At 62.2% G+C, this 22624-nt stretch carries 23 protein-coding genes; 20 read left to right on the forward strand and 3 right to left on the reverse strand.

The features are described 5' to 3' along the window. Positions 1-44: 44 nt before the first annotated feature. From ABR989_RS02045 to cyaY, 5 genes are all read left to right on the forward strand, one after another. The gene (locus tag ABR989_RS02045; RefSeq protein WP_428125407.1) at positions 45-1916 is read left to right on the forward strand and encodes a B12-binding domain-containing radical SAM protein; all 1872 of its coding nucleotides are present in this window, start codon (positions 45-47) and stop codon (positions 1914-1916) included. Between the two features lie 162 nt (positions 1917-2078). After that, a complete protein-coding gene (locus ABR989_RS02050) occupies positions 2079-2873 on the forward strand; it encodes a DUF1499 domain-containing protein (protein ID WP_428125408.1) in 795 nt (264 codons plus the stop codon). Positions 2874-3012: 139 nt separating this feature from the next. After that, a complete protein-coding gene (locus tag ABR989_RS02055) occupies positions 3013-3282 on the forward strand; it encodes a DUF507 family protein (protein ID WP_428125409.1) in 270 nt (89 codons plus the stop codon). A gap of 26 nt (positions 3283-3308) precedes the next feature. Beyond that, positions 3309-3593, forward strand: coding sequence for a DUF507 family protein (locus ABR989_RS02060; RefSeq protein ID WP_428125410.1), 285 nt, complete (start codon positions 3309-3311; stop codon positions 3591-3593). A gap of 138 nt (positions 3594-3731) precedes the next feature. Next, positions 3732-4052 carry an iron donor protein CyaY gene (gene cyaY / locus ABR989_RS02065; RefSeq protein ID WP_428125411.1) on the forward strand — a complete coding sequence of 107 codons (321 nt, stop codon included), beginning with the start codon at positions 3732-3734 and terminating at the stop codon, positions 4050-4052. Positions 4053-4094: 42 nt separating this feature from the next. Here the strand turns inward: cyaY and ABR989_RS02070 are convergent, their stop codons facing one another. Then, positions 4095-4334: a GlsB/YeaQ/YmgE family stress response membrane protein gene (locus ABR989_RS02070; RefSeq protein ID WP_428125412.1), complete on the reverse strand. Its 240-nt coding sequence runs from the start codon at positions 4332-4334 to the stop codon at positions 4095-4097. Between the two features lie 244 nt (positions 4335-4578). Between ABR989_RS02070 and ABR989_RS02075 the strand changes: the two genes are divergently transcribed. The 13 genes from ABR989_RS02075 to ABR989_RS02135 all read left to right on the forward strand — a co-directional run bounded on the left by ABR989_RS02075 (position 4579) and on the right by ABR989_RS02135 (position 18863). After that, complete coding sequence (locus tag ABR989_RS02075) at positions 4579-5616, forward strand: Gfo/Idh/MocA family protein (RefSeq protein ID WP_428125414.1); 1038 nt, start codon at positions 4579-4581, stop codon at positions 5614-5616. Between the two features lie 153 nt (positions 5617-5769). After that, positions 5770-6435 carry a TetR/AcrR family transcriptional regulator gene (locus ABR989_RS02080; protein WP_428125415.1) on the forward strand — a complete coding sequence of 222 codons (666 nt, stop codon included), beginning with the start codon at positions 5770-5772 and terminating at the stop codon, positions 6433-6435. Between the two features lie 48 nt (positions 6436-6483). Continuing rightward, the gene (hpnH, locus tag ABR989_RS02085) at positions 6484-7488 is read left to right on the forward strand and encodes an adenosyl-hopene transferase HpnH (RefSeq protein WP_428125417.1); all 1005 of its coding nucleotides are present in this window, start codon (positions 6484-6486) and stop codon (positions 7486-7488) included. A gap of 166 nt (positions 7489-7654) precedes the next feature. After that, positions 7655-8545: a polyprenyl synthetase family protein gene (locus tag ABR989_RS02090; protein WP_428125419.1), complete on the forward strand. Its 891-nt coding sequence runs from the start codon at positions 7655-7657 to the stop codon at positions 8543-8545. After that, positions 8542-9609, forward strand: a complete 1068-nt coding sequence (locus tag ABR989_RS02095) for an alcohol dehydrogenase catalytic domain-containing protein (RefSeq protein WP_428125420.1) — start codon at positions 8542-8544, stop codon at positions 9607-9609. Before ABR989_RS02090 ends, ABR989_RS02095 begins: the two co-directional genes overlap by 4 nt. 65 nt (positions 9610-9674) lie before the next feature. Next, complete coding sequence (gene shc / locus ABR989_RS02100; RefSeq protein ID WP_428125422.1) at positions 9675-11633, forward strand: squalene--hopene cyclase; 1959 nt, start codon at positions 9675-9677, stop codon at positions 11631-11633. 10 nt (positions 11634-11643) lie between these two features. Beyond that, complete coding sequence (locus ABR989_RS02105; RefSeq protein ID WP_428125423.1) at positions 11644-12813, forward strand: 1-deoxy-D-xylulose-5-phosphate reductoisomerase; 1170 nt, start codon at positions 11644-11646, stop codon at positions 12811-12813. A 4-nt stretch (positions 12814-12817) separates the two neighbouring features. Then, complete coding sequence (hpnC, locus tag ABR989_RS02110; RefSeq protein ID WP_428125424.1) at positions 12818-13744, forward strand: squalene synthase HpnC; 927 nt, start codon at positions 12818-12820, stop codon at positions 13742-13744. Beyond that, on the forward strand, positions 13725-14648 hold the full coding sequence (gene hpnD, locus ABR989_RS02115) for a presqualene diphosphate synthase HpnD (protein ID WP_428125425.1): 924 nt from the start codon (positions 13725-13727) through the stop codon (positions 14646-14648). Before hpnC ends, hpnD begins: the two co-directional genes overlap by 20 nt. Before the next feature lie 5 nt (positions 14649-14653). After that, positions 14654-16036: a hydroxysqualene dehydroxylase HpnE gene (hpnE, locus tag ABR989_RS02120; RefSeq protein ID WP_428125426.1), complete on the forward strand. Its 1383-nt coding sequence runs from the start codon at positions 14654-14656 to the stop codon at positions 16034-16036. Between the two features lie 16 nt (positions 16037-16052). Then, positions 16053-17057, forward strand: a complete 1005-nt coding sequence (gene hpnA / locus ABR989_RS02125; protein ID WP_428125427.1) for a hopanoid-associated sugar epimerase — start codon at positions 16053-16055, stop codon at positions 17055-17057. 8 nt (positions 17058-17065) lie between these two features. Beyond that, on the forward strand, positions 17066-18019 hold the full coding sequence (locus ABR989_RS02130; RefSeq protein WP_428125429.1) for a carotenoid biosynthesis protein: 954 nt from the start codon (positions 17066-17068) through the stop codon (positions 18017-18019). 49 nt (positions 18020-18068) lie between these two features. Continuing rightward, positions 18069-18863 carry an SDR family NAD(P)-dependent oxidoreductase gene (locus ABR989_RS02135; protein WP_428125430.1) on the forward strand — a complete coding sequence of 265 codons (795 nt, stop codon included), beginning with the start codon at positions 18069-18071 and terminating at the stop codon, positions 18861-18863. Here ABR989_RS02135 and ABR989_RS02140 read toward each other — a convergent pair. Continuing rightward, positions 18835-19620 carry a phosphorylase family protein gene (locus ABR989_RS02140; protein ID WP_428125432.1) on the reverse strand — a complete coding sequence of 262 codons (786 nt, stop codon included), beginning with the start codon at positions 19618-19620 and terminating at the stop codon, positions 18835-18837. The two genes, ABR989_RS02135 and ABR989_RS02140, sit on opposite strands and share 29 nt — an antisense overlap. A gap of 148 nt (positions 19621-19768) precedes the next feature. Between ABR989_RS02140 and hpnK the strand changes: the two genes are divergently transcribed. Together hpnK and ABR989_RS02150 are read left to right on the forward strand one after the other, a co-directional pair. Beyond that, on the forward strand, positions 19769-20629 hold the full coding sequence (gene hpnK, locus ABR989_RS02145) for a hopanoid biosynthesis-associated protein HpnK (protein WP_428125433.1): 861 nt from the start codon (positions 19769-19771) through the stop codon (positions 20627-20629). Between the two features lie 25 nt (positions 20630-20654). Next, positions 20655-21218 carry a GNAT family N-acetyltransferase gene (locus tag ABR989_RS02150; RefSeq protein ID WP_428125435.1) on the forward strand — a complete coding sequence of 188 codons (564 nt, stop codon included), beginning with the start codon at positions 20655-20657 and terminating at the stop codon, positions 21216-21218. 37 nt (positions 21219-21255) lie between these two features. On the opposite strand, the gene ABR989_RS02155 is transcribed toward ABR989_RS02150, so the two are convergent. Next, a complete protein-coding gene (locus ABR989_RS02155; protein ID WP_428125436.1) occupies positions 21256-22416 on the reverse strand; it encodes a serine hydrolase domain-containing protein in 1161 nt (386 codons plus the stop codon). Positions 22417-22624 lie beyond the last annotated feature (208 nt).

Here is a 22624-nt window from a genome sequence, read left to right on the forward strand (position 1 = left end):
GCGCAGGGTGGGTATGCTGGGGTAGGAAAAAAAGTAGAGGATCTATGGTATTTCTTATATTATTAGGCGGATTTCTGGTTTTCGCGGCAGGTGTCCTCTATTGGCTGTTGGGGACGAATCGTTATGGCGGTGATCGTCCGGCCGCCACGCTTCAGTTGACCGCACGCAAGGGCGCGACCGCCGATGCGGCGATAAAGCCGGAGCCTTGCCGCACGATTCGCGTCTATTTCATCAAACCCTCGCGCTACGACGAGGAGGGCTTCGTCCAATATTTCCGTTACGGGGTTCAGCCCAACAACACTTTGACGGTGCTGACGGCGCTCAACGAGGCGTTCAACAAGCGTTACGCGGTCGAGCGAAACGTCCGCCTCGAGACGGTAATTTGGGACGAAATCTGCGACGGTGTAGTCAGCCCTGAGACAATCAAGGCGATAAAGGAAAAGGCGCACGAAGATGGGGTCGAGTTGCTGATCGGGCTGGCCGGTGTGCAATCGAATCAGTATCCGCGCGGGCGCGACCTCGCGCTTCAGTTCGTCGCCGAAGGCTTGCCCACGATGATGGGCGGCTTCCATGTCAGCGGCTTTCCGGATTCGTGCAAGTTCCTCAACGAATGCGGCATCACGACCGTCGTCGGCGAGGCCGAAAACATTTGGGGCGTTATCGTCGAGGACTTCCTGCGCGGCGAGTTGCGCAAGAGTTACTCGGTCACGGAGGGAATTCGCGCCAAGACCGGCCAGGACGACATCACCGTTCCGCTAATGACGGAGTCGCTGTTGCCGATGCTCGACGATCGTTATCTGACGCGATTTTTCAACGATACGATGACCACGCTCGACACTTCGCGCGGGTGCCCTTTTACCTGCTCGTATTGCAGCGTGAAAAACGTGATGGGCCGCACGATGCGCTCGCGCGAGCCCGACGCCGTCGTAAGCTGGGTGCGCGACGCATGCCGCAATCACGGCATCGAGTCGCTGTTCCTGGTCGATGACGACTTTTTCCGCTCGCCGCGATGGGAAGAGATTCTCAGCGGCCTGATTGACGTGAAGAAGGAGTATCCCAAGCTCTCCTTCATGATGCAGGTGGACGTCGATGCGTCATGCTACGCAAATGTCGCCGACGGCGAGACCGAGACCGCCAAGCATCGGCGCAGCAAACGTTTCACCGAACTGGCCGCAGCCGCGGGATGCTACCAGGCGTTCGTCGGAATCGAGTCGCTCAATCCCGACAACCTGAACTTTGCGACCAAGTACCAGAATACCGACGACCGCCAGCACAAGTGGAAGCTGGAAGCGGCACGCGCGCACGTGATCGACAAGTATCGTCGCGTCGTCGAGAACTGGCACAAAGTCGGTGTGTCGGTGCACGCCGGCTACATGCTGGGATTCCCGTTCGACGGTCCCGATTGCGGGCGCGTGGCGGTGGCAACTCTGAAAAAGATCGGCTTCGACCTTGTGTCGTTCTTTATCATGACTCCGCTGCCGGGCACTGAAGATCAGGCGCGCTTCACCAGGGAAGGCGCCATCATCGACTGGGACTTCAACCAGCTCGACTCGCAGCACGTCACGCTCAAGCACGACAAGATGGACAAGGAAAGCTGGCTCGGCGCGTACCGCGACGCTTACATGGGCTTCTACTCGATCCCGCGCTTTCTTCACAGCATTTTCACCGTATGCGCCGGCCGCGGACTCAATGCGGAAGCGCGCTGCTCGGTGCTCCGTCAGTTCACCTATTATTTCTTCAGCCATCGCCAGGGGCGGCATCCGATGGTCGGCGGGATATGGCCGATTCGGCGCCGCGACGTCCGCCGTGTGGCAGTCACCGACGATGAGGCGCGCCGCTTCTACCTCGGCGGGAAGCGCTTCGGCGCGATTTTGCGCGGCGACGCCGGCGAGGGATTCGCCGGGGCTCCGGCGTAAGCGACGCCAATTTAACGACCTGACAGAAGACCGGCGCGATCCGATCGGGATCGCGCCGGTGTGCTTTTCGGGTGCTATCGGGCGCTATCGGGCGCTAACATCCGCATCGCCTCAGAATTATCCGCGCCAGGCTTGCGCCGAAGCCGTATAAAGGGCTAGGGATTGCCCGGGGATTCCGTCGTGATCACGCCGACCGTCATCGTCGCCGCCTTGGTCGCCATCGCGGTACTGATCTTCGTCCCACACATCTTCCGGCTGCTTGTCCGCCTCGCGACCTTTTTCATACCTGTGGCGATCGCCGTCATGGGCATCGCGATGATCATGAACGACGAGACGATTTTCGAAAGACCCGGTGCCGCGCAGCGCGTGGTCCGGTTCGTCACGATGAACTCCGCGGCCGCCAGCCAGTCAGGTTCCGGCTCGGTGATTTGCCAGATGGGCAATCAGCCCCAGCCAGGGACTCCTGCCGAGACCGCGCCGCGCAAGCGCGTCGCAAAAGAAGAAGTCTTCGGCAAAGCTCATGGGGGCCGAACCGCGCTGCCGATCGCGACGCCGGCGCCGTTCGACGATGTCTTTCCGGAATTGATTCGCCGCTCATATCCGGGAATCCCGCGCCAGAAACTGTTCCAGCTCTCGCAGGACACGATCAACTCGCTCGGTGGATGGAAAATCGTCAAGGCGGATCCCCGCAACTTCACCATCGATTGCATCTACACGACGCAAATCTTCAAATTCGAGGACGACGTGAGGATCACGGTGCAACCATCAGGCGTGATCGACGTGTGCTCGCGCTCCGGCTTGGCGCGCCCCGATGCGACCTCGATGCTGCGCTACTTCCCCGGTGACCTCGGCGCCAACATTGGGCATATCAAGGAATTTTACGAGGCGCTCGAGCCGAAGATGGATGAGGTCTACAAGGAAGAGCAGGACCGGGAGAACGCCAAGAAGCCGCGCTAACGCGCACGCGCGCGCAGGGGTGACCCCTGGCCGTTGGCACGGCTGGCCAGTATTAAGAGACCGCGCGCCCGCGGCAGTAGCTACCAGCAGTGCTTTTGACAAGACGCACGCGATCCGGTCAAGCTGTGATCGTATGGCGATGCGGGAGACTCAGATCGACGCGCTGGCGACTCATCTCGTGCAGGGGCTTATCGATCGCGGCATGATCAAGCCCAAGGGCGACGTCAAGGAACTGGTGGCGTGCGTGGTCGAGCTGATGTCGGCGAATTTCGAGACCGAAGCGCAGATCGACGAAGAGGCCGACAAGATGGCGGAGGCGGAGGCGCGCCGCGATACGCGCCTGGACGTAACGCGGCTGCGCAATTTGATTCGCCAGCGGTTGGCCGAGAAGAAGAACTTCACGCTCTAGGCGACATACCCGCAGAGTAAGTCTTCATGAAGCTCACCGAAGCACGAGTGCTGTTCCTGGCGCGCGAGTCGCTGGCAAAATTGCGCGACGAGGGCCTGGCCGAGATCGCGAACTTTCCGCTCGCGCTACGTCAGGCGCGCGAAATCGTCGCACAGTTCAACGAGCAGGGCGACGAGATCGATGCGATCGTGAGGCGCAAGATCAATTCGATCAAACGCGGCATCGTCGAGGGTTCCAACGAATGGAGCATCCTCTACAAGCGCTACCGCGACGAAGAGATGCGCAAGAAGGGCCCCCAGCGGCAGGGGTGACCCTTGCACCGCAGGGCTGAGCCCTGCACCCAGTATTAAGGCCGCGCTCCGTTGTCGCGCGCGGGCACTGCACCCAATGTTAAGAGCAGGCGAGAGATAGTGGGTACGTTGGGTTGGCGGTTTGATACAATCGGGGGCATGGACGATAACGAATTTCGGGAGCGGTCCGATATCGCCTTGACCAAAGTCGCGAAATGGCTCGAGGACCTCGACCCGGACGAAGTGGACTACACGACGGCCGACGGCGTCGTGACGATTGAGTTCACGGGCGGCGCGAAGTTTATCCTGTCGAGGCAATCGCAGATGAAGCAGATGTGGCTCGCCGCCGGCTCGCACGGATTCCATTACAGTTGGGACGCTGTGCGCGGTCTGTGGCTCGACGACAAGGACGGCCACGAGTTGTTTCCACGTCTGGCAGAGGCGATATCCGAGCAGCTCGGGCATCCCGTGGAGTTCTGAATTTTAAGCGGCAGGGCGATGGGTGCAGGGGCAGGCGCCTGCTCAGATCTCGTCGCGGATGATTCGCGTCGCGATTACCAGCGCGGTGGCGCCGGCCGTGGACATCAGGATCGCGCCGACAAAGTTATGCGCCTGCACGCCGAGCACCGCGAAAATCATTCCTCCGATCACTCCGCCAAGCAGGCCGAGCGCTATATCAGCCATCATGCCGTAGCCGTCGCCGTTGAGAATCTTCCCGGCCAGCCATCCCGAAATGAGTCCGATTAGAATCCATGCGAACATGATCGGCCCTGTCCTCCCTGTTGTCGGCCGCGACGCCCGAAAGTTCGGCGTCGAGCCTTCATGCAAGAAGGAGCAAGAGCGTTGCCATCGGGGATACGCGCGAATTGGTGGGTGAATCAGGCGCAAGTGCGGCGGATATGATGCCGAATTTCGACTGCACCGCCGGATTGCGGCTGCGGGGCAGGGGGGAGGCGTAAGACGGAGGTTGCCCCAGATATCGGTTTAGCTAAAACTGATCGCCGCGGTGGCGATTCGATCCAAAATCCGGGGTGCGATCTCAGGATTCGGCGAGGTCGTTGCGCGTGCGCATCTCCCCGGATGGCGCACGCGCGAAAATATCGCCATCGGCGCGATCCACGATCCAATCGCGGAGCGCCGCCACGAGGCGATTCGGCTGATCAAGAATGTTCGGGTGTACGACGACCTCGAGCTGATGCTCGACGGTGAGGCTCCCTACTTTGTCGATGTCGCCAGTCCCCCGGGGATGCATCATGAGGCCGCACGCGCGGCGCTTAGAGCGGGCGCGCACGTGCTGGTCGAAAAGCCGCTTGCGCTCACGCTTGCCGACTTCGACGAACTCGCCGCGATTGCCGCGGAAAAACGGCGCGTGCTGATGTGCGTGCACAATTGGAAATACGCGCCTGCGTATGCGGCCGCGCGCCGGGCTGTCGAAGCAGGGCGGCTTGGCGAGATTCGCTTCATGTCGATCGACCGGCTGCGCACAGAGCCTGCGGGCGCGGGCGGAAGCGGCGGCAAGTGGCGCGCGTCGGCGGCGTCGGGCGGAGGGATTCTGATCGATCACGGATGGCATGTGTTCTACTTGATGTATTGGATGTTCGGCGGCGAGTCGCCGGTGTCGGTTTCGGCGCGGCTTGAATCGCCGGCGGGCGTTGACGTTGAGGACGTGGCCGACGTGCGAGTCGGGTTTGGGGCGGGGCGTGTGGCGCGTGCGCATCTGTCGTGGCGCGCGCCGGTGCGCAGAACTTCGGCGGTCATCTATGGAGAGCGCGCGTGTATCGAGATCGAGGGGGATCGGGTCCGGCTGACTGATCGGTCGGGCAAGGCTGAAGACCTGTCGGTGGATGATATCCCCGATGATTCGTACCATTCGGCGTGGTTCGGCGGAGTCGCGCAGGAGTTCGAACGAGCTGTTTCCGAAGGAACCAATTCGGCCGTCGCTGTTGCAAGGCGCAATTTGGCCGAGGCGCGCGTCGCGCTGGCACTAATCGATGCGGCGCGACAATCATCTGTCAACAGCGGCATCGAGATAAATATCCCGTAAAATCAGGTAGTTAGAGCGAAATCTCTCACCGGGAGCATTTTGGCTCGAACTGATCGCCTGACCGCTCGGACTGTCTCTCTTGACTTTCGGGAGTGTGACGGTAAAGTTGCCATTGACCGAAAGGTTAGGCGGATTATCGAGACGGGAAGCACTATGGGCGCATTGCAGGTCAAACAGCTAGGCACATCCGAGCCGCGCACACAGTCGCAGGATTCGCGAGACGAGATTCTGAAGGCGGCGATGCAGCTATTTGCAAATCGCGGATTCCATGAGACGTCGATGTCGGAAGTGGCGCGCGAGGCGCGGGTCAGCAAGGCGCTGATTTTCTGGCATTTCAAGACCAAGGAAGAGCTGTTCGTGGCGGTGCTGAACCGGTTGCTGGAGCCGTACTTCATCGATTTTGCGGAAGAAGCGGCGATGGACGAGCGCGCGCAGATTGAGAAGCTGGCGGAGTCCTACCTGTCATTCGTGCGCGACAACGCGAGCTCGGTGCGTTTTTTCCTGGCGCAGATGCTCCACGACGAGCGGCTGTCCGAGAGTCTCAACGACCAGGTGCTCAAGCTGTATAGCGGATATCGCGCGATGCTGGTCGAACTGATCGCGCGCGCGCAGCAAAAGGGCATCTGCACGCGGCGGACGGCGCCCGAATCGGCGGCGGCGTTTCTGCTGTCGGCGCTGAACGGATTGCTGATCGAATACTTGTTCATGGGCGAAAACGCCGTCGATCCGGAGGGGGCGGTAGCGATGGTCGGCGAGTGGCTGTTCGGGGCACCGCCGGGGTCATCTTCAACGGAGGGGGGCGGCGCGCCGGCCGCCTGAATTTTTCACTCTTTCACTTTCTTCAACATCCCAGGAGAACGCACGGGTATGCGCATTCCGCTTAGACAAATGATCGATCTGGGCCGCTACATACGCGCGAAGAAGCGTTCGGGGGAGAAGTATTTTCCATTGGTGCTGATGCTCGAGCCGCTGCATGCGTGCAACCTTGCATGCATCGGATGCGGGCGAATCGTCGAGTACAAGGACACGATTCGCGACATGATGCCGCTGGACGAGGCGCTGCATTCGGCCGAGGAAGCGGGCGCGCCGATCGTGTCGATCTGCGGCGGCGAGCCGCTGATGTACAAGTATATCGTGGCGCTGACGCAGGGATTGATCGAGGCTCAGAAGCGTCACGTCATGATCTGCACCAACGCGGTCCTGCTGGAGCGATTCGTGAAGCAGGTGGCGCCGAGTCCTTACCTTAGCTTCAACCTGCATCTGGACGGGATGCGCGAGACCAACGATCGCGTGACCGACAGGCAGGGGCATTTCGACACCGTCGTGAAGATGCTCAAGATGCTGAAGCAGAAGGGCTACCGGGTGCAGACCAACACGACGGTGTTCCGCGAGACCACCGCTGAAGAACTCGAAAGGATGATCAAGTACCTGACGAGCCTGGGCGTCGATGGGATGCTGCTGAGCCCCGGCTATCACTACCAGGTGCTGAGCAACAGCGAGGAGTATCTCAAGAAAGAGGAGATGCCGGCCAAGTTCCTCAAAGTCCGCGACATGGCGGACGACTACAAGATCATCAATACGCCGATATACCTGGACTACCTGATCGGCAAACGTGACATGCAGTGCAGTCCGTGGACGACGGTGACGCGCAATCCGCGAGGATGGAAGGGGCCCTGCTACCTGATAACCAACGGGCACTACAAGACGTTCAACGAGATGCATGCGGCAACGGACTGGGAGTACTACCGGACCAAACAGGATTTCCGCTGCCGCGACTGCAAGCTGCATTCGGGATTTGAAGGCACAGTGGCGCTTGATTTCGGCAAGAATCTCAAAGACTCGTGGCGGATGGTGCGGCATTACGCGGCGTGAGGGATTGCTCGCGCTGTCGAAGCGGAGAGTGCTCGCGCGCAGCTGACCAATCACCCTTGCCAGGCGGGAGGGAAACGATCGCGTGAGGAAAAATCCCGGTCAGTTTTTCAGTGCTGCCGTCGAGCCGACGTCAGCGCCGCCGGCATCCAGGCAAGAGAAACGAGACGTGTTCGACTTGCACAGATATTTGAAGGAACGCGGGCAGATTATCGAGCGAGCGCTCGTTCAAAGCGTCGAGGAACCCGCGGGCGCGGCGGCGCGCTTGCATGAGGCGATGCGCTACTCGCTGTTGGCGGGCGGCAAGCGGCTGCGGCCGGTGCTTGTGCTGGCGTCGTGCGAGGCGGTCGGAGGGAAAGTCGAGGCGGCGATGGGACTGGCGTGCGCGGTCGAGATGATTCACACCTACTCGCTGATTCACGACGACCTGCCGTGCATGGACGATGACGATATGCGCCGCGGGCGCCCGACCAATCACAAGGTCTATGGCGAAGCGATCGCGACGCTGGCGGGCGACGCGCTGCTGACGGACGCATTCAAGGTGCTCGCGCGCCCGGCGGACAACAGCGCGTCGCCGGCACTCGTGCTGGAAACGATCGCGGAGCTCGCCGGCGCGGCGGGATCAGCCGGGATGGTCGCGGGGCAGGCGATCGATCTGCTCGGCGAGGGCAAGTCGAAGACGGTCGAGGAGCTCGAAGAACTGCACGGCAAGAAAACCGGGGCGCTGTTCCTGGCGTCGGTTCGCGGCGGTGCGCGCCTGGGCGGCGCGAGTGAGGCGCAAATCGAATCGCTCGACGCATACGCGCGCGCGCTCGGGCTGGCCTTCCAGGTCGTCGATGACCTGTTGGACGTGCAAGGCACGCCCGAGCAGATGGGCAAACGGACGCAAAAGGACGTCGAGCGCGGCAAGGCGACCTATCCCGCGATATTGGGAATCGAGCGCTCGCTCGATTTGGCGCGCGAGCTCGAAACGCGAGCGCATCGCGCAATTGCCGGCTTCGGGGATAGCGCCGACGCGCTGCGCCACCTTGCAACCTTCGTCGTGGAGCGCAAGCTGTGAACGCGGCCGAAGCGTCGGTGGAAATTGCGGGGACGCATTCGCGCCAGGCCGTGCTGGTGGAGCCCGGGCGGCTCGAATTGCGCGACTACGTCGTGCCGCATCCGGGGCCGGGCGAATTGCTGATTCAAATCCGCTGCGCGTTGACTTGCGGCACCGATCTGAAGATGTTTCGGCGCGGACATCCGCTGTGGAAACTTCCGATTGCTTTCGGTCATGAGTTTTCCGGCGTGGTGATGGAAGCCGGCGAGGGCGTGACGGCATTCAAGGCCGGCGACGAAATAATGGCCGCGCCGACCGCGCCGTGTGGGATCTGTTTCTACTGCCAGCATGGGCAGGAGAATCTTTGCGACGACGCTGTGGGGCGGATGGTGCTCGGCGCGTATGCGGACATGCTGGTGCTGCCGGCGCACGTCGTTGCGCGCAACACATTTATCAAACCCGCGGACCTGCCGTTCGAAGAAGCCGCGCTGCTCGAGCCGCTTTCGTGCGTGGTCCATGCCCAGGAAATGGCGCGTCCCGAAAAGACCGAGACGGTGGCGATCATCGGCGGCGGCGCATTCAGTCTGCTGCACATGCTCGTGCTGAAGGCCGCGGGCGTGCGCGAGGTGGTGGTCGTGGGGCGAGGCGCCAAGCGCCTGAAGTGGGCGGAGGAGATGGGCGCGGACCGGGTGATCGACGCGCGCAGCGTCGACGCGACCGCGGAAATCGCACGGCTCAACGGCGGCTTCGGTCCCGACCTGGTGATCGAGTGCACGGGGCAAGTCGAGGGATGGCAGGATGCGGTGGCGCGGGTGCGGCGCGGAGGGCGGGTAGTTTTTTTCGGCGGATGTCCGGTGGGCACGGTACTCAGCGTCGACACGCGACTGATGCATTACGACAATCTGACGTTGATGGCGGCGTTTCATTTTCGGCCGCGCGACGTGCGGCGCGCTTACGAATTGCTGGAGGGGCGTGCGCTGAATGCAGGCTCGGTCATCAACGCGCGAATGCGGCTTGGCGATTTGGTGGAAGTGTTTGCGATGCTCGAGCGCGGCGTGGTCCTGAAATGCGCCGTGATTCCATAGTGGATTGCGGTGAGGTTGCGGCGGGTTCCGGGGGGACGCGGGCTGAGTTCAGGCAAGGGTGAAATATGAGGCAGGCTATTGAAATTGAAAGCACGGCGATTGCCATGTCGCCGCATGATGAGTTCGCCGCAAAGGTTGATTACACGGTAGATCGCGCGCAGCGCGCGCTTATCGCGCTGCAGAAGCCCGAGGGCTACTGGCACGCGCCGCTGGAGGCGAATGCGGAGATGAACGCGGAGTTCATCATCTTTAACCATTTCATGGACACGGTCGATCGCGAGGTCGAAGCGCCTCTGAAGAAGCATCTGCTGGACATTCAGAGTCCGGACGGGAGCTGGGCGCTTTACGCGGGCGGCGAAGGGCATCTCTCGACGACGATCGAAAGTTATTTTGCGCTGAAGCTCACCGGCATGCGCGCGGGTGACGAGCCGATGGCGGCGGCGCGGCGCTGGATCCTGTCCAAGGGCGGCATCGTGAACTGCGGGACGCTGGCGCGCTTCTACCTGGCGGCGATGGGCCAGATAACGTGGGAGGCGACGGCTGCGCTGCCGGTCGAACTCGCGCTTTTCCCGAACTGGTTCCCGTTCAACATTTACGAACTCGGCTCATGGGCGCGCGGAACGCTGATGGGGCTGATGATGTTGCAGGCGGCGCGTCCCGAGAAAAAGATCGACTACCAGCGCGGAGTGCTGGAGTTGTTCATCCAGCCGCCGCATTTCACGAAGTTCAAACAGCCGCGCGGAAAGAAATTGCTGTCTCTGCGCAATGCGCTGAATCTCGCCGACCAGGCGCTGCGATTCTACGATCGGCACAAAATCAAATCGATCCGCGCGCGCGCGCTGCGCCAAACGGAAAACTGGCTCATCGAACATCAGGCGGCCAACGGCTCATGGGGCGGAATCGAGCCATGCTACCTGCTGAGCGCGATGGCTCTGAAAGCCAACGGCTACCGCAACGACCATCCCGTGCTGAAGAAAGCGATCGAGGCGTCGCACGAACTCATTTGGCACTTCAAGGACTACGACATGTACATGCCGTGCGTGTCGGTCAACTGGGACACGGCGCTCGCGGGCCGGGCGCTGCTGGATTCGGGATTGCCGGGCGACCATCCGGTGCTGAAGCGAACGTCGCAATGGTTTATCGATCATCAGATTTTCAAGAAGGGCGATTGGTCGGTAAAGCGGCCCGACCTCGAACCGGGCGGATGGGCGTTCGAGTTTTACAACGACTGGTATCCCGACGTGGACGATTCGGCGGTAATTCTGTCGGTGATGGCGGACTCGGCAGCTGATGACGGCGCGGCCAGGGAGCGCGCAATCCGCGCTGGTGCGAACTGGGTAATGGGAATGCAATCGAAAGACGGCGGCTTTGCGGCGTTCGACGCCGACAACGATTCAACCTGGCTCAATCATCTGCCGCTCGCGGACGTGGAAGCGGTGACGGATCCGTCGTGTCCCGATCTCACCGGGAGGGTGCTCGAGATGATGGCGTCGGTCGGCTATCGCACCGAGCATCCGGCGGCGAAGCGCGCCATCGAATGGCTCAAGCGAAATCAGTCGCCAGCGGGCGGATGGTGGGGACGGTGGGGTATCAACTATATCTACGGCACATTCTCGGCGCTGTCGGGCTTGCGCGCGATCGGCGTCGATGTCAACGAGCCGTGGATCAAGCGGGCGGTCGAGTGGCTCAAGTCGAAGCAGAATCCCGACGGCGGCTGGGGCGAGAGCCCGCTGTCGGACAAAGATCCCGCGTGGCGCGGGCGCGGCAGCAGCACGGCGTCGCAGACGGCGTGGGCGCTGATCGGATTGATCGCGGGCGAGTCAGGGATCAGCGAACACGCGATGCGCGGCGTCCAGTGGCTCTCAGAGCGGCAGAACGATGAGGGCGCGTGGGACGAGAGGGAATCGACCGGCAACGGATTCCCAAATCATTTTTATCTTCGCTACCACATGTACGCGCATTACTTTCCGCTGATGGCGCTCGGGCGGTTCCGCCGGCGGCTGGCGGAGACGGCGTCACATTGAGCGCATCGCGATGAAGGCGATTTCCATTCTCGGCTCGACCGGATCAGTCGGCGTCACCACGCTGGACGTGGCCGCCCGATTCAGCGACCGATTTCGCGTCGTCGCGATGGCCGCGGGACGCAACCTGGATCTGCTGACGGAGCAGGTAAAGCGCTTTCATCCCGAACTCGTCTCGGTGGCGACGCCCGAACTCGCGCGCGAACTGGCGGCGCGCGTCGGTGCGCAGCGCGTGACGATCGTTCATGGACTCGAAGGCGCGATTGCCGTCGCAACGCATCCCGCGGCGAAGCTGGTGATGTCGGCGCTGGTCGGTGCGATGGGATTGCAGCCGACGCTGGCCGCCATCAAGGCCGGCAAGGACATCGCGTTTGCCAACAAGGAAGTGCTGGTCATTGCGGGCGAGTTGATCACGGCGGCGGTGCGGGAGAATCGCGTGCGGCTGCTGCCGGTGGACAGCGAGCACAACGCGGTTTTTCAATGCCTGGAAGGACGCGGGCGCGAGTCGTTGAAGCGGGTCATTTTGACCGCGTCGGGGGGACCGTTTCGCGAGCTGGCGGCCGATAGTTTCGAATCGATCACAGTCGAGCAGGCGCTGAAGCATCCGACCTGGCGTATGGGCAGCAAGATTACGATCGATTCGGCGACGCTGATGAACAAGGGGCTCGAGGTGATCGAGGCGCGGTGGCTGTTCGACCTCAAGGCCGCCGAGGTCTCGGTGGTGATTCATCCGCAGAGCGTGATCCATTCGATGGTCGAAATGATCGATGGGTCGGTGATCGCGGAGATGGCGATACCCGACATGGCGATTCCGGTGGCTTACGCGCTTGCGTATCCGGAGCGGCTGCCGATGACGCATCTGAAGCCGCTGTCACTGGTGGAAAATTCGCTGTTGACGTTTGAAGAACCCGACCTGAGACGCTTCCCGTGTCTGCGGCTGGCGTACGAGGCGCTCGCGGCGGGGCACACGATGCCCGCGTGCCTCAACGCCGCCAACGAGGAACTGGTGGCGGGCTTCCTGGCGGGGCGCGTGCGCTTCATGGACATCCCGCGCCATATCGAAACGGTGATGCAACGGCATCACAACTCGGCGGCGCGAACGATCGAAGATCTGCTGGAGACCGATGGATGGGCGCGGGCCGCGGCGCGCGAACTTATCGGAGCGCGACCGGTCGCAGCCTGAGACGATGGCAAACGCGCGGGCCAACGTGCAAAGCGAAGGAACCTCGTATGCTGTGAGTGCAGCGCGGGACGCGTCGCCGCCGGCGGGAGCGTTCGACGTAGCGAGCGCGTACCAGTTCTGCGCGCGGCTGGCAAAATCGCACTACGAAAATTTCACGGTCGCGTCGTGGCTGATGCCCCGCGAGATGCGCCCGCACATGTATGCGATTTACGCGTACGCGCGGATGGCGGACGACTTTGCCGACGAGCATCATGACCTCGCGATGCTCGACGAATGGGAGCGCGAGCTCGACCTGGCGTACGCCGGCACGCCGCGCCATCCGGTATTTATTGCGCTCGCCGACACGGTGCGCCGCTTCGAAATTCCGCGCGAGCCGTTCAAAGACCTTTTGACTGCGTTTCGATCCGACGTGAACTTCAAGGGCTTCGACACGCTCGACGATCTGCTCGGCTATTCGCGCTACTCGGCGAATCCGGTTGGACGGCTGGTGCTTTACCTGTTCGGCTACAGCGACGCCGAACGGCAGCACCTGTCGGACCTGGTCTGCAGTGGATTGCAGCTCGCCAATTTCTGGCAGGACGTTGCAGTCGATCTCGACAAGGGACGAATCTATCTTCCGCGCCGCGACATGGAACGCTTCGGAGTCACGCCGGCGGACCTGGCCGCGCATACGTCGTCGCGCGAGTTCGTGGATTTGATGCGTCATGAAGCGGGAGTCGCGCAAGCGATGCTTGTTGAGGGGGGAGAATTGCACAAGTGCGTGAACAAGCGGCTCAGGCGCGACATCGTGATGTTCGCGGGCGGCGGGCTGGCGATTATCCGCGCGATCGATCGCGTCAACTACGACGTGTTCCGGATGCGTCCGGAACTTGCGAAATTCGACTACCTGAAACTCGGATGGAGCGCGCTGCGTGGACGGCTTGAAGTCTGACAGCAGCGCCGCCGGGATCGAAGAAGTCGCCGGCCGCGACGACGCGTCGCTCGATGCCGACTACGAACGCTGTGCGCAGATCACGCGGCGCTCGCGGTCGAGCTTTTACTACGCGTTCATTTTGCTGCCGCCCGAACGGCGCCGCGCGCTCCACGCCGTCTATGCATTCTGCCGTTTCATCGACGATATCGCCGACGACGAAGCGATTCGCGAGCCGGCGCTGCTGCTGAGGCGGTGGCGCGAGGAACTTGACCGCGTGTATGCGGGCGTGCCGACGCGCGCGCTCTCTCGCGCGCTCGCCGACAGCGCGCGGCGATTTACAATTCAGCGGGGTCTTTTCGAGGAGATCATCGCCGGCGTGGAGATGGATCTCTCGCACAAGCGCTATCAAACGTTTGAAGAGCTGCGGCCGTACTGCTATCGCGTCGCGTCGGCGCTGGGCCTCATCTGCATCGAGATTTTCAGCTACCGCAATCCGTCGGCGAAGTTGTACGCGGAGAATCTCGGACTGGCGCTTCAGTTGACCAATATTATCCGCGACGTGGGCGAAGACGCCGCGCGCGGCCGCATTTATCTTCCGCTGGAAGACCTCGCGCGATTCAACGTGAGCGAGGATGAAATTCTCGGCGGCGTGTACTCGCCGAACTTCGTCAACCTGATGGAATTCGAGGCGAAACGCGCGCAGCAACTTTACGCGAAGGCGCGGAGCGCGCTCGCGCCGGAAGATCGCGCGACGCTGCTGACGGCCGAGGCGATGCGGCTTATCTATGCCGCGTTGCTCGAACGGATCATCAAGTCGAACTATCGCGTGCTCGACCGCCGCCACAGCCTGTCTGCGCCGCACAAGCTCTACCTGGTCGGCCGCGCGTGGGCGGTGGGACGCTTCGGCGCGCCGCAAGGATAAGTCGGATGCGCGTGGCGAATCAGATGGCAGCGGCGATCAAAGACGCGGTCGTGATCGGCGCCGGGTTCGCGGGACTCAGCGCCGCGGTTGCGCTCGCGGAGCGGGGCGTGCGGGTCACAGTGCTCGAAGGAAAACCCGCGCCCGGCGGGCGTGCGTATTCGTTCACCGATCCGGACACGGGCGATTTCGTCGACAACGGACAGCACGTCCTGATGGGTTGTTACGGTGAGACGCTCGACTTCCTCAAGCGGATCGGCGCCTACGACCAGTTGGTATTTCACGAAGATTTGGAAATCGAAATGCTCGCGGGTCCCGGCCACAGCGCGATCCTGAAAACGGCGCGGCTGCCCGGACCTCTGCACATGACGGCTGCGTTGCTCGGATACCGGCATCTGAGTATCGCGGAGCGGGTTGCTGTTATGCGCGGCGGACTGCGCATGCTCGCGATGAGACGGTTCGGCGATGGCGAATTGCGTCGTCTCACCGTCGCGCAGCTGATGGATCGCATCGGGCAATCAGAACAAGCGCGCCGGTGCTTCTGGTATCCGCTGTCGATCGCGACGCTGAACGACGAGCCGCAATCGTCGTCGGCGCAGTTGTTGGCCGAGGTCCTGAAGCGCGGGTTCTTTTCGCGTCGCCGCGACTCGGCGTTCGTTTATTCGCGCGTCGGGCTGAGCGACCTGTACTGCACCGGCGCGCAGCGGGTGATCGAGCGCGCCGGCGGGAGGGTTGTTTCGCATTCGATCGTGGAGATGCTGGAACCTGGCGCTCGAGGGGATGTCGCAAGCGTGCGGCTGCGCGACGGGCGGCGAATCGAGGCGTCGGCCTTCATCAGCGCGGTCCCGGCGCCTCAGTTACTGCGTTTCCTGCCTGAAAGTGCGGTTGCCGATCCGTTTTTCTCGCGCTTCACGGGTCTTTCGAGCTCGCCAATCATCTGCGTTCACGTGTGGCTCGATCGCGAAGTGACTAATTCACCGTTCATCGGCTTTATCGGCACTACTACTCAATGGCTATTCAACAAACGTCAAATATTCGCGCAGCGCGGCGAGGCGCATCCGGGTTACCTGAGCTTTGTAATCAGCGGCGCGCGAAAGCTGGTCGATCGCAGCAGCCAGGAAATCCTGGATATCGTGATTAACGATCTCCACGCGATGATTCCCGCATCGCGCGGAGCCGGAGTCGTGAAGTCGCTGGTGCTCAAGGAGAAAAACGCTACGATGGCCCCGGACCTTCGATCGCATGAACTGCGTCCGACGGCGAAAACGCCGATCGCGAACTTCTTCCTGGCCGGTGACTGGATACAAACCGGTCTGCCGGCAACGATTGAGAGCGCGGTGATTTCGGGACGGGCCGCAGCCGTTGCCGTCTCCGAGCGAAGTGCTGAATAGCTATTGATGGAATTCGATGACTACTAAGTTAGCGCTGGTGACAGGCGGCAACGGATTCGTGGGATGCCACGTCGTGCGCGCGCTCCTTGCCCGGGGCGATCGCGTGCGAGTGATGGCGCGCGAGAACGCGGATTTAAGTGCGCTGGTTGGTTTGCCGGTCGAGATCGTGTGGGGCGATCTTCGGTACTTCGATTCCGTGGACCGCGCGGTCAAGGGATGCAACGAGGTTTATCACGTCGCCGCCGATTACCGGCTGTGGCTGACCGATCCGGCGCCGATGTATGCGACCAACGTCGGGGGCACGCAGCATGTTATCCGGGCCGCAGCCAACGCGCGCGTTTCGCGGATCGTTCACACCAGCACGGTGGGGGCGCTCGGAATTCCGCACGGCGGGGTGGGGCGCGAAGACACGCCGTCGTCGCTCGCCGAGATGACGGGTCATTACAAGAGGTCGAAGTATATGGCTGAGCAGGCGGCGCTGGAAGCCGCCCGCGCGGGCGCGCCGGTTGTGATCGTGAATCCATCGACGCCGATCGGCGCGCTCGACTTAAAGCCGACTCCGACCGGCCGAATCATCGTGGACTTCCTCAATCGGCGGATGCCGGCGTACGTGGAGACCGGCCTCAACATCGTCGATGTCGAAGATGTCGCGCGCGCCCATTTGCTGGCGGCGGAGCGCGGCCGAATCGGCGAGAAGTATATTCTCGGCGGCGAAAATCTCACGCTCAGGGAATTTCTCGGGCGGCTCGCCATGATTTCCGGGCTGCCCGCGCCAAAGATGAGGATTCCGTACGCGGTCGCGTTGGGGTACGCGCTCGGCGCCGAAGCGTATGCGCGCACCGTCACACGCCGGGCGCCGCGCGCCAGCCTGACCGAAGTGCGGATGGCGCGAAAGCGGATGTTCTTCGACTCATCGAAGGCGCGCGCAGAGTTGGGTTATTCGCCAGGGCCGATCGATGCGGCGCTGGCGGCAGCGATAGAATTCTTCAGATCCAAGGGGACGGCCAGGAGCGCCGCGTAAACCACGCCATGCATTTAATACTGTCCACGATCATGCTGCGCCCGTACGTGTTCATCTTTCTGGCGAGTTTTCTGTTTATCGCGATCGTGAACTTCGGTCTGCGCACTACTGTTTTGTTTACGGTCCTGACCTACGCCGCCTCGCTCGCGTGCGAGTGGTCTTCAGTTCACAACGGATTCCCGTTCGGGCTGTATCACTATATTGACGCGAGCCGCGGGCGCGAGCTTTGGGTGTTCGGCGTTCCGTTCATGGATTCGTTGTCTTTCACGTTCCTGGCTTTTGCCAGCTATACGGTCGCGCTGTTGCTCAGTTCGCCGTTGTATCGGCGGGGTGCTGATTTTCGGATTCTCGACACATGGCAAATTCGCCGTGCGCCGCGAGTATGGCTGATGGCAGCGCTGTTCATGATGATGGTGGACATGGTCGTCGATCCACTGAGCGTGCTCGGCGACAGATGGTTCCTCGGCAAAATTTTCTGGTACGATCCGCCAGGGCCGCACTTCGGCGTGCCGATCAGCAACTACCTGGGATGGTATTTCGTCGCCGCGATCACGATTGCGATTTTCCAGTGGCTCGACGCGATGCTTAATCGCGGCTCGGCGAAGCTGGCGCGTTCGCTTCCCGCGATGCGGTCGCGTGCGCTGCTTGGTCCGGCGCTCTATGCGGGGATCGTGATCTTCGGAATCACGATGCTGTTCCGAATCAACGCGCCGGAAATCGGATGGGCTGCCGTGTTCATCTACCTGCCCTTCACGGCCCTGGCGATTCATATCCTGAGCCGCCGCGAATCCTACGGCGACCGCGCGGCGATCGAGCGCCATCTTGCAGACTTTCCCTACGAGCGCGTTCTTCCTGTCTGGAGGCCGACGAGCGCGCGCACAGGCGAGCCGCGCCGCGCCACAGCCTGGCGAGCATCGAGAGCTCCAGAGGAAGCTGCAAAAGTTCGCATTCGCCAAGTGTGACAAGCGTCGGTCATCGAGCTGCGACGACGTTAACCGGAGGTGACTCAGCATGCTGCTCAAGGACAAAGTCGCGTTGATCACGGGTGCGGGTTCGGGAATCGGCCGCGCCAGCGCGATTCGGTTCGCGCAAGAAGGCGCGAAGCTGATGCTCGCCGACGTACGCGCCGAGTCGGCGAGCAATACCGCGGCTGAGATCGAAAGGGCTGGCGGCGTTGCGAAGTCAGTGTCGGTGGACGTGCGCGTCGGCGCCGAAGTCGAGCGGATGGTCAATGAAACGGTCAGCGCGTTCGGCCGCCTCGACATCCTGTTCAACAACGCCGGCGTCTTCGTGCCCAAAAACGTGGTGGACACGAGCGAGGAAGAATGGGACTGGGTCGTGGACGTATGTCTGAAGGGCGTATTCTTCGGCTGCAAGTATGCGATCCCGCAAATGATCAAGCAGGGCGGCGGCGTCATCGTCAACACCGCCAGCGGCGCGGGAATCAAGGGCGTGCCGGATCTGGCCGCCTACCAGGCGGCGAAGGGCGGCGTCGTGATCATGTCGAAAGGAATCGCGCTCGACTTCGCGCGCGACAAGATTCGATGCGTGTCGATCTGCCCGGGCGTGATCGAGACGCCGATCGCCGAGAATTGCAACATCGTTCCCGCCGGCGCGTCGCAGTTGGTTTGGGAACGCACCGTAAACATGCATCCGCTCGGGCGCAACGGAAAGCCGGAAGAGGTCGCTGCGCTGGCGGCGTTCCTGGCGTCGGATGAGGCGGGGTTCATCACGGGCGTCGCGGTGCCAATTGACGGCGGGCTCAGCGCGGGCGCTTTCACTCCACCGGCTCGCGAGCACGCCTAGCCGCCGGAACCTCGCCGTCGTGCGCGATAGCCGTCAGTGCGTCGGCGATTGCGGCGGTTGCGCGCGAGAGGTTTCGAATCATCCGCGGCAGCTTAAGCATCGTTGCCGGATTGCGGATCAGGTAGGACGTCGCGACGAGCGGCCGGATGTTGCCGTCCTGGTCGGCCATCGCCGCGCCGACTATTTCGTCGTCAACTTCGTCGAGCACCGCCCGGATCGCGACGAACGGGATCCCGCGCGCGGCGGCTTCTGCGGCAATCGCCGCGGTTTCCATGTCCACCGCGATCGCACCGGTGCTTTCCTTGGCGCGTCGCTTCTCGGCGCCGGTGGCGAGCACGCGATGCGATGTCAAAATCGCGCCGGTCGAGTACGCGATACCCGCGATCGCAAGCGAGCGGCCGATCGCGCGGATGTGCGCGTCGCCGACGGCCGTCACTTGCTCGGCAACCTGGCCGTCGGCGTGAATCGTCAGAGTGCGGTCGGAGAGGACGAGATCGCCCGGCTTCAGCCCGCTCGAAAGCGCGCCGGCGACGCCGGTCCCGATTACCAACTCGGCGCCGGGTATCAGATCGAACGCGCGGCGCGCGGCATCTCTTGCGCGGCTGCGGCCGATTCCGTGGCCAACGACAGTGAATTGTTTGCCGCCGATCTCCGCGCGAAAGCCATGCAAGCCGTCGAGAGCGAGCGGAGAGCGGTTGCGGAGCCGGCGCTTGAAAGGCGCGATCTCGCGCGCGAAAGCGTAAAAGAGAAGAATCAATCGCGTGGTCTCATTTTGGACTTCTTTTTCCGAGCGCGCGCTTGAGCGAACCATCCGATGCTAGCAGAATTGTGCCGGTGGTTTTCACTTTTTCACTGGTCCAGCAGGGCCGTTATCCGTCATCCGTGGCGATTCGCGGTGGCGCAGTTTGAAGCGCCTGATCGTTAACGCCGACGACTTCGGCTTGTCGCCCGAGGTCAACGCCGCCGTCGTGCGGGCGAGTCGCGACGGAATTTTGCGCAGTGCGAGCCTGATGGTCGCGGAGCCCGCCGCGCCGGCCGCTGCTCAAATAGCGCGCGAAAATCCCGCGCTCGACGTGGGGTTGCATGTGGTGGTCTGCCGGGGACGCAGCCTCCTCGATGCGTCGCGGCTCGGCGCCGCGGTGCGCGCGTCGGGAGAGTTCATCGACAATCCGGTGGCTGCGGGGATGCGATATTTCTTCGACCGATCGATGCGCGCTGCGATGACCGGCGAACTGCGCGCGCAAGTCGAGCGGCATCTCGAGCTGATCGGCTACCTCAACCATATCGACGGGCACTTGAATTTCCACGTCCACCCGTTATTCGCCGATATTTTGGTTGACCTCGCCGTCGAATATAAAGTGCCATGCATCAGGCTTCCGCGCGAGCGCGTGATGACGACGCTGCGGCTGCGCCGGGACAATGCGCCGCGCAAGCTCGTCGAATCGATCATCTTTCGCACCCTGTCGCGCCGAACCCGCCGGATGATGGCGGAGCGCGGCCTCACCTCGACCGACGCACTGTTTGGACTTCATCAGAGCGGTCATCTGAGCGAGGACTACGTCGTGGGTGTGATCGATCGTATCCGCGATGGCGCCACGGAAATGTATTTCCATCCGGCCGCCGATATCGGCGGAGTCCCGCCTGCGGTCGAGGCGCAACTCGAGGTCGAGATTCTCACCAGCCGGCGCGTGCGCGATGCGATCGATCGGAATGGAATCGAACTGATCACGTTCGCCGATCTTGCAAAGGGCAATCCCGCCGCTTGATTCAACTTTGCATCTGGCGTTCCCTGTGAGTGGTGCCAAAAAAAAACTTCCCGAGCGGGAGGCCGGCGTCCTGGCGGAGGTAAAGATTCGACCGGCAGAGCGCAACGACCTGCCGCGCCTGACGGAAATTTACAACTACTACGTCGTCAACACGCCCATCACCTTCGACTTGAAACCACTCTCGGTGCACCAGCGCGCGCGATGGTTCGATGAGCATGCCGGCACGAAACGGTATCGCATGTTCGTCGCGGAAGACGCCGGCCGGGTCGTCGGCTATGCGTGCACGGGACCGTTTCGCGACAAGGCGGCGTACGACACGAGCGTCGAGACGTCCGTTTACTGCGCGCATGACGCGAAGGGGCGGGGAATCGGTGCGATGATGTACCGGGTGCTGTTCGACGCGCTGAAGAACGAGGACATTCATCGCCTGTTGGCGGGCATCACGATTCCCAACGACGCGTCGATCAAGCTGCATCGAAGGTTCGGCTTCACCGAGATTGGCGTCTTCAGCGAATGCGGCCGCAAGCTCGACCGTTACTGGGACGTCGTGTGGATGCAGCGCCCGCTCCGGCTCGGCGCCGTGCCATAAGAGCGGTGGTGGTCAAGTTCGATTCGTGTGAGTCGTTTCAGTTCACGACCGAAGCGAGGACCATGTCTGAGAGCCGCTGAAGACGGTCGAAATTGCGCGATTCCTCCAGCAGTCCAGCGGTCAGGCACACGAACGTCAAATCCCGCTCCGGATCGACCCAGAACATCGTCGAGCCAGCGCCGAGACCGCCGAACGTCGAGGGCGACGCCGTCGTGCCGAACGGGTGCGGGAAGATACCGGTCCCGCGGATGAAAAAGCTCAATCCGAGATAAGCGGGGAATTCGCCCCATCCGCGCGCCTCGAAGGCATAGCTGAACAGATTATTCGGGAGCGTGCCGGTGTGATTCGTTGCGGCCAGCCGGATCGATGCCGGCGACAGCACTCGAACTCCGTCGAGTTCGCCGCCGCGCCTGAGCATCTCGGCCCATCGCAAGATATCGCCTGCTGTGGAAACTGCACCGCCGGCCGGAATTTCAGCCTCTGCGGTTAGCAGTGCGTTCATCGCTTCGAGCAATTCGGGCTGGAAGACTCCGGGAGTTCGGTCCCGCACCACTATTGGAACGAACCGCGCGGCGAGATCCTTGCGCCGACCCAGGGCGGTGTCTTTCATGGCCAATGGCTCAAAGAATTCCTGCGCGAGAATGTCGCGGAACGACCGACGCCCGCCGTCAAGTCTCCGCACCACTTCCGCCAGCACGGCGTGCGCGGTAAGCGCACTGTAGCTGACGGCGCTGCCGGGAACAGAATCGGGGAGTTGCTGGCACGCGGCCGCTACAAAAACCTCAAGGTTGCCGAACAACTCCGGCGGGAGCACGGGAGTTGCCATCATCCCGCCCGTGTGCGTCAGCAGATGAGCAACTGAGATCCGCTGCTTGCCCTTGACTCCGAACTCCGGGATCACGTCTGCGATCTTCGTTGTCAGCAGAAGCTCACCCCGTTCCACGCGCGCCAGGACTGCCGCGGTGGTCATCGTCTTGGTAATCGACATGATCGCGAAAATGTCATCGGTGCGCGCGGCGCGGCTGCTGGCCCTATCGGCGAAGCCGACTGCCTCATGAGCCGCCACCACCCCGCCCCGAGCGACGGCGTACACAACTCCATCGTAGCGGTTGCTCGCGACATCCTGCCGTATCGCGGCGGCGACCCGTTCGAGTCGTGCTGGATCGATTCCGATTTCTGCGGGCTTGCCGGTCTTCATTGAATACCTCCTGCCAAGGACACAACCGAATTTTCAACATATAGCCTAAAAGTAAACTTAAACCAGTGCCTGCGGCTCGCCACCGAATCAATTGCTCGCGCCACGGCGCGGTTTGAACTAGGCTATGCATCTGCGGGGCGCGCGCCCCGCGCGATTTTTCACTTTTTCACGCCCGACTGCATACGGTGAAAAAGTGAAAAAGTGAAAA

The organism is Binatus soli (SeqCode), from assembly GCF_050015535.1.
GTDB lineage: Bacteria > Desulfobacterota > Binatia > Binatales > Binataceae > Binatus > Binatus soli.

What these genes read in the sequence shown, in the direction of transcription:
- ABR989_RS02045 (WP_428125407.1), top strand. Translation starts at nt 45, where the DNA reads ATGGTATTTCTTATATTATTAGGCGGATTTCTGGTTTTCGCGGCAGGT.
- ABR989_RS02055 (WP_428125409.1), top strand. Translation starts at nt 3,013, where the DNA reads ATGCGGGAGACTCAGATCGACGCGCTGGCGACTCATCTCGTGCAGGGG.
- ABR989_RS02060 (WP_428125410.1), top strand. Translation starts at nt 3,309, where the DNA reads ATGAAGCTCACCGAAGCACGAGTGCTGTTCCTGGCGCGCGAGTCGCTG.
- cyaY (WP_428125411.1), top strand. Translation starts at nt 3,732, where the DNA reads ATGGACGATAACGAATTTCGGGAGCGGTCCGATATCGCCTTGACCAAA.
- ABR989_RS02070 (WP_428125412.1), bottom strand. Translation starts at nt 4,334, where the DNA reads ATGTTCGCATGGATTCTAATCGGACTCATTTCGGGATGGCTGGCCGGG.
- ABR989_RS02080 (WP_428125415.1), top strand. Translation starts at nt 5,770, where the DNA reads ATGGGCGCATTGCAGGTCAAACAGCTAGGCACATCCGAGCCGCGCACA.
- hpnH (WP_428125417.1), top strand. Translation starts at nt 6,484, where the DNA reads ATGCGCATTCCGCTTAGACAAATGATCGATCTGGGCCGCTACATACGC.
- shc (WP_428125422.1), top strand. Translation starts at nt 9,675, where the DNA reads ATGAGGCAGGCTATTGAAATTGAAAGCACGGCGATTGCCATGTCGCCG.
- ABR989_RS02105 (WP_428125423.1), top strand. Translation starts at nt 11,644, where the DNA reads ATGAAGGCGATTTCCATTCTCGGCTCGACCGGATCAGTCGGCGTCACC.
- hpnC (WP_428125424.1), top strand. Translation starts at nt 12,818, where the DNA reads ATGGCAAACGCGCGGGCCAACGTGCAAAGCGAAGGAACCTCGTATGCT.
- hpnE (WP_428125426.1), top strand. Translation starts at nt 14,654, where the DNA reads ATGCGCGTGGCGAATCAGATGGCAGCGGCGATCAAAGACGCGGTCGTG.
- hpnA (WP_428125427.1), top strand. Translation starts at nt 16,053, where the DNA reads ATGACTACTAAGTTAGCGCTGGTGACAGGCGGCAACGGATTCGTGGGA.
- ABR989_RS02130 (WP_428125429.1), top strand. Translation starts at nt 17,066, where the DNA reads ATGCATTTAATACTGTCCACGATCATGCTGCGCCCGTACGTGTTCATC.
- ABR989_RS02135 (WP_428125430.1), top strand. Translation starts at nt 18,069, where the DNA reads ATGCTGCTCAAGGACAAAGTCGCGTTGATCACGGGTGCGGGTTCGGGA.
- ABR989_RS02155 (WP_428125436.1), bottom strand. Translation starts at nt 22,416, where the DNA reads ATGAAGACCGGCAAGCCCGCAGAAATCGGAATCGATCCAGCACGACTC.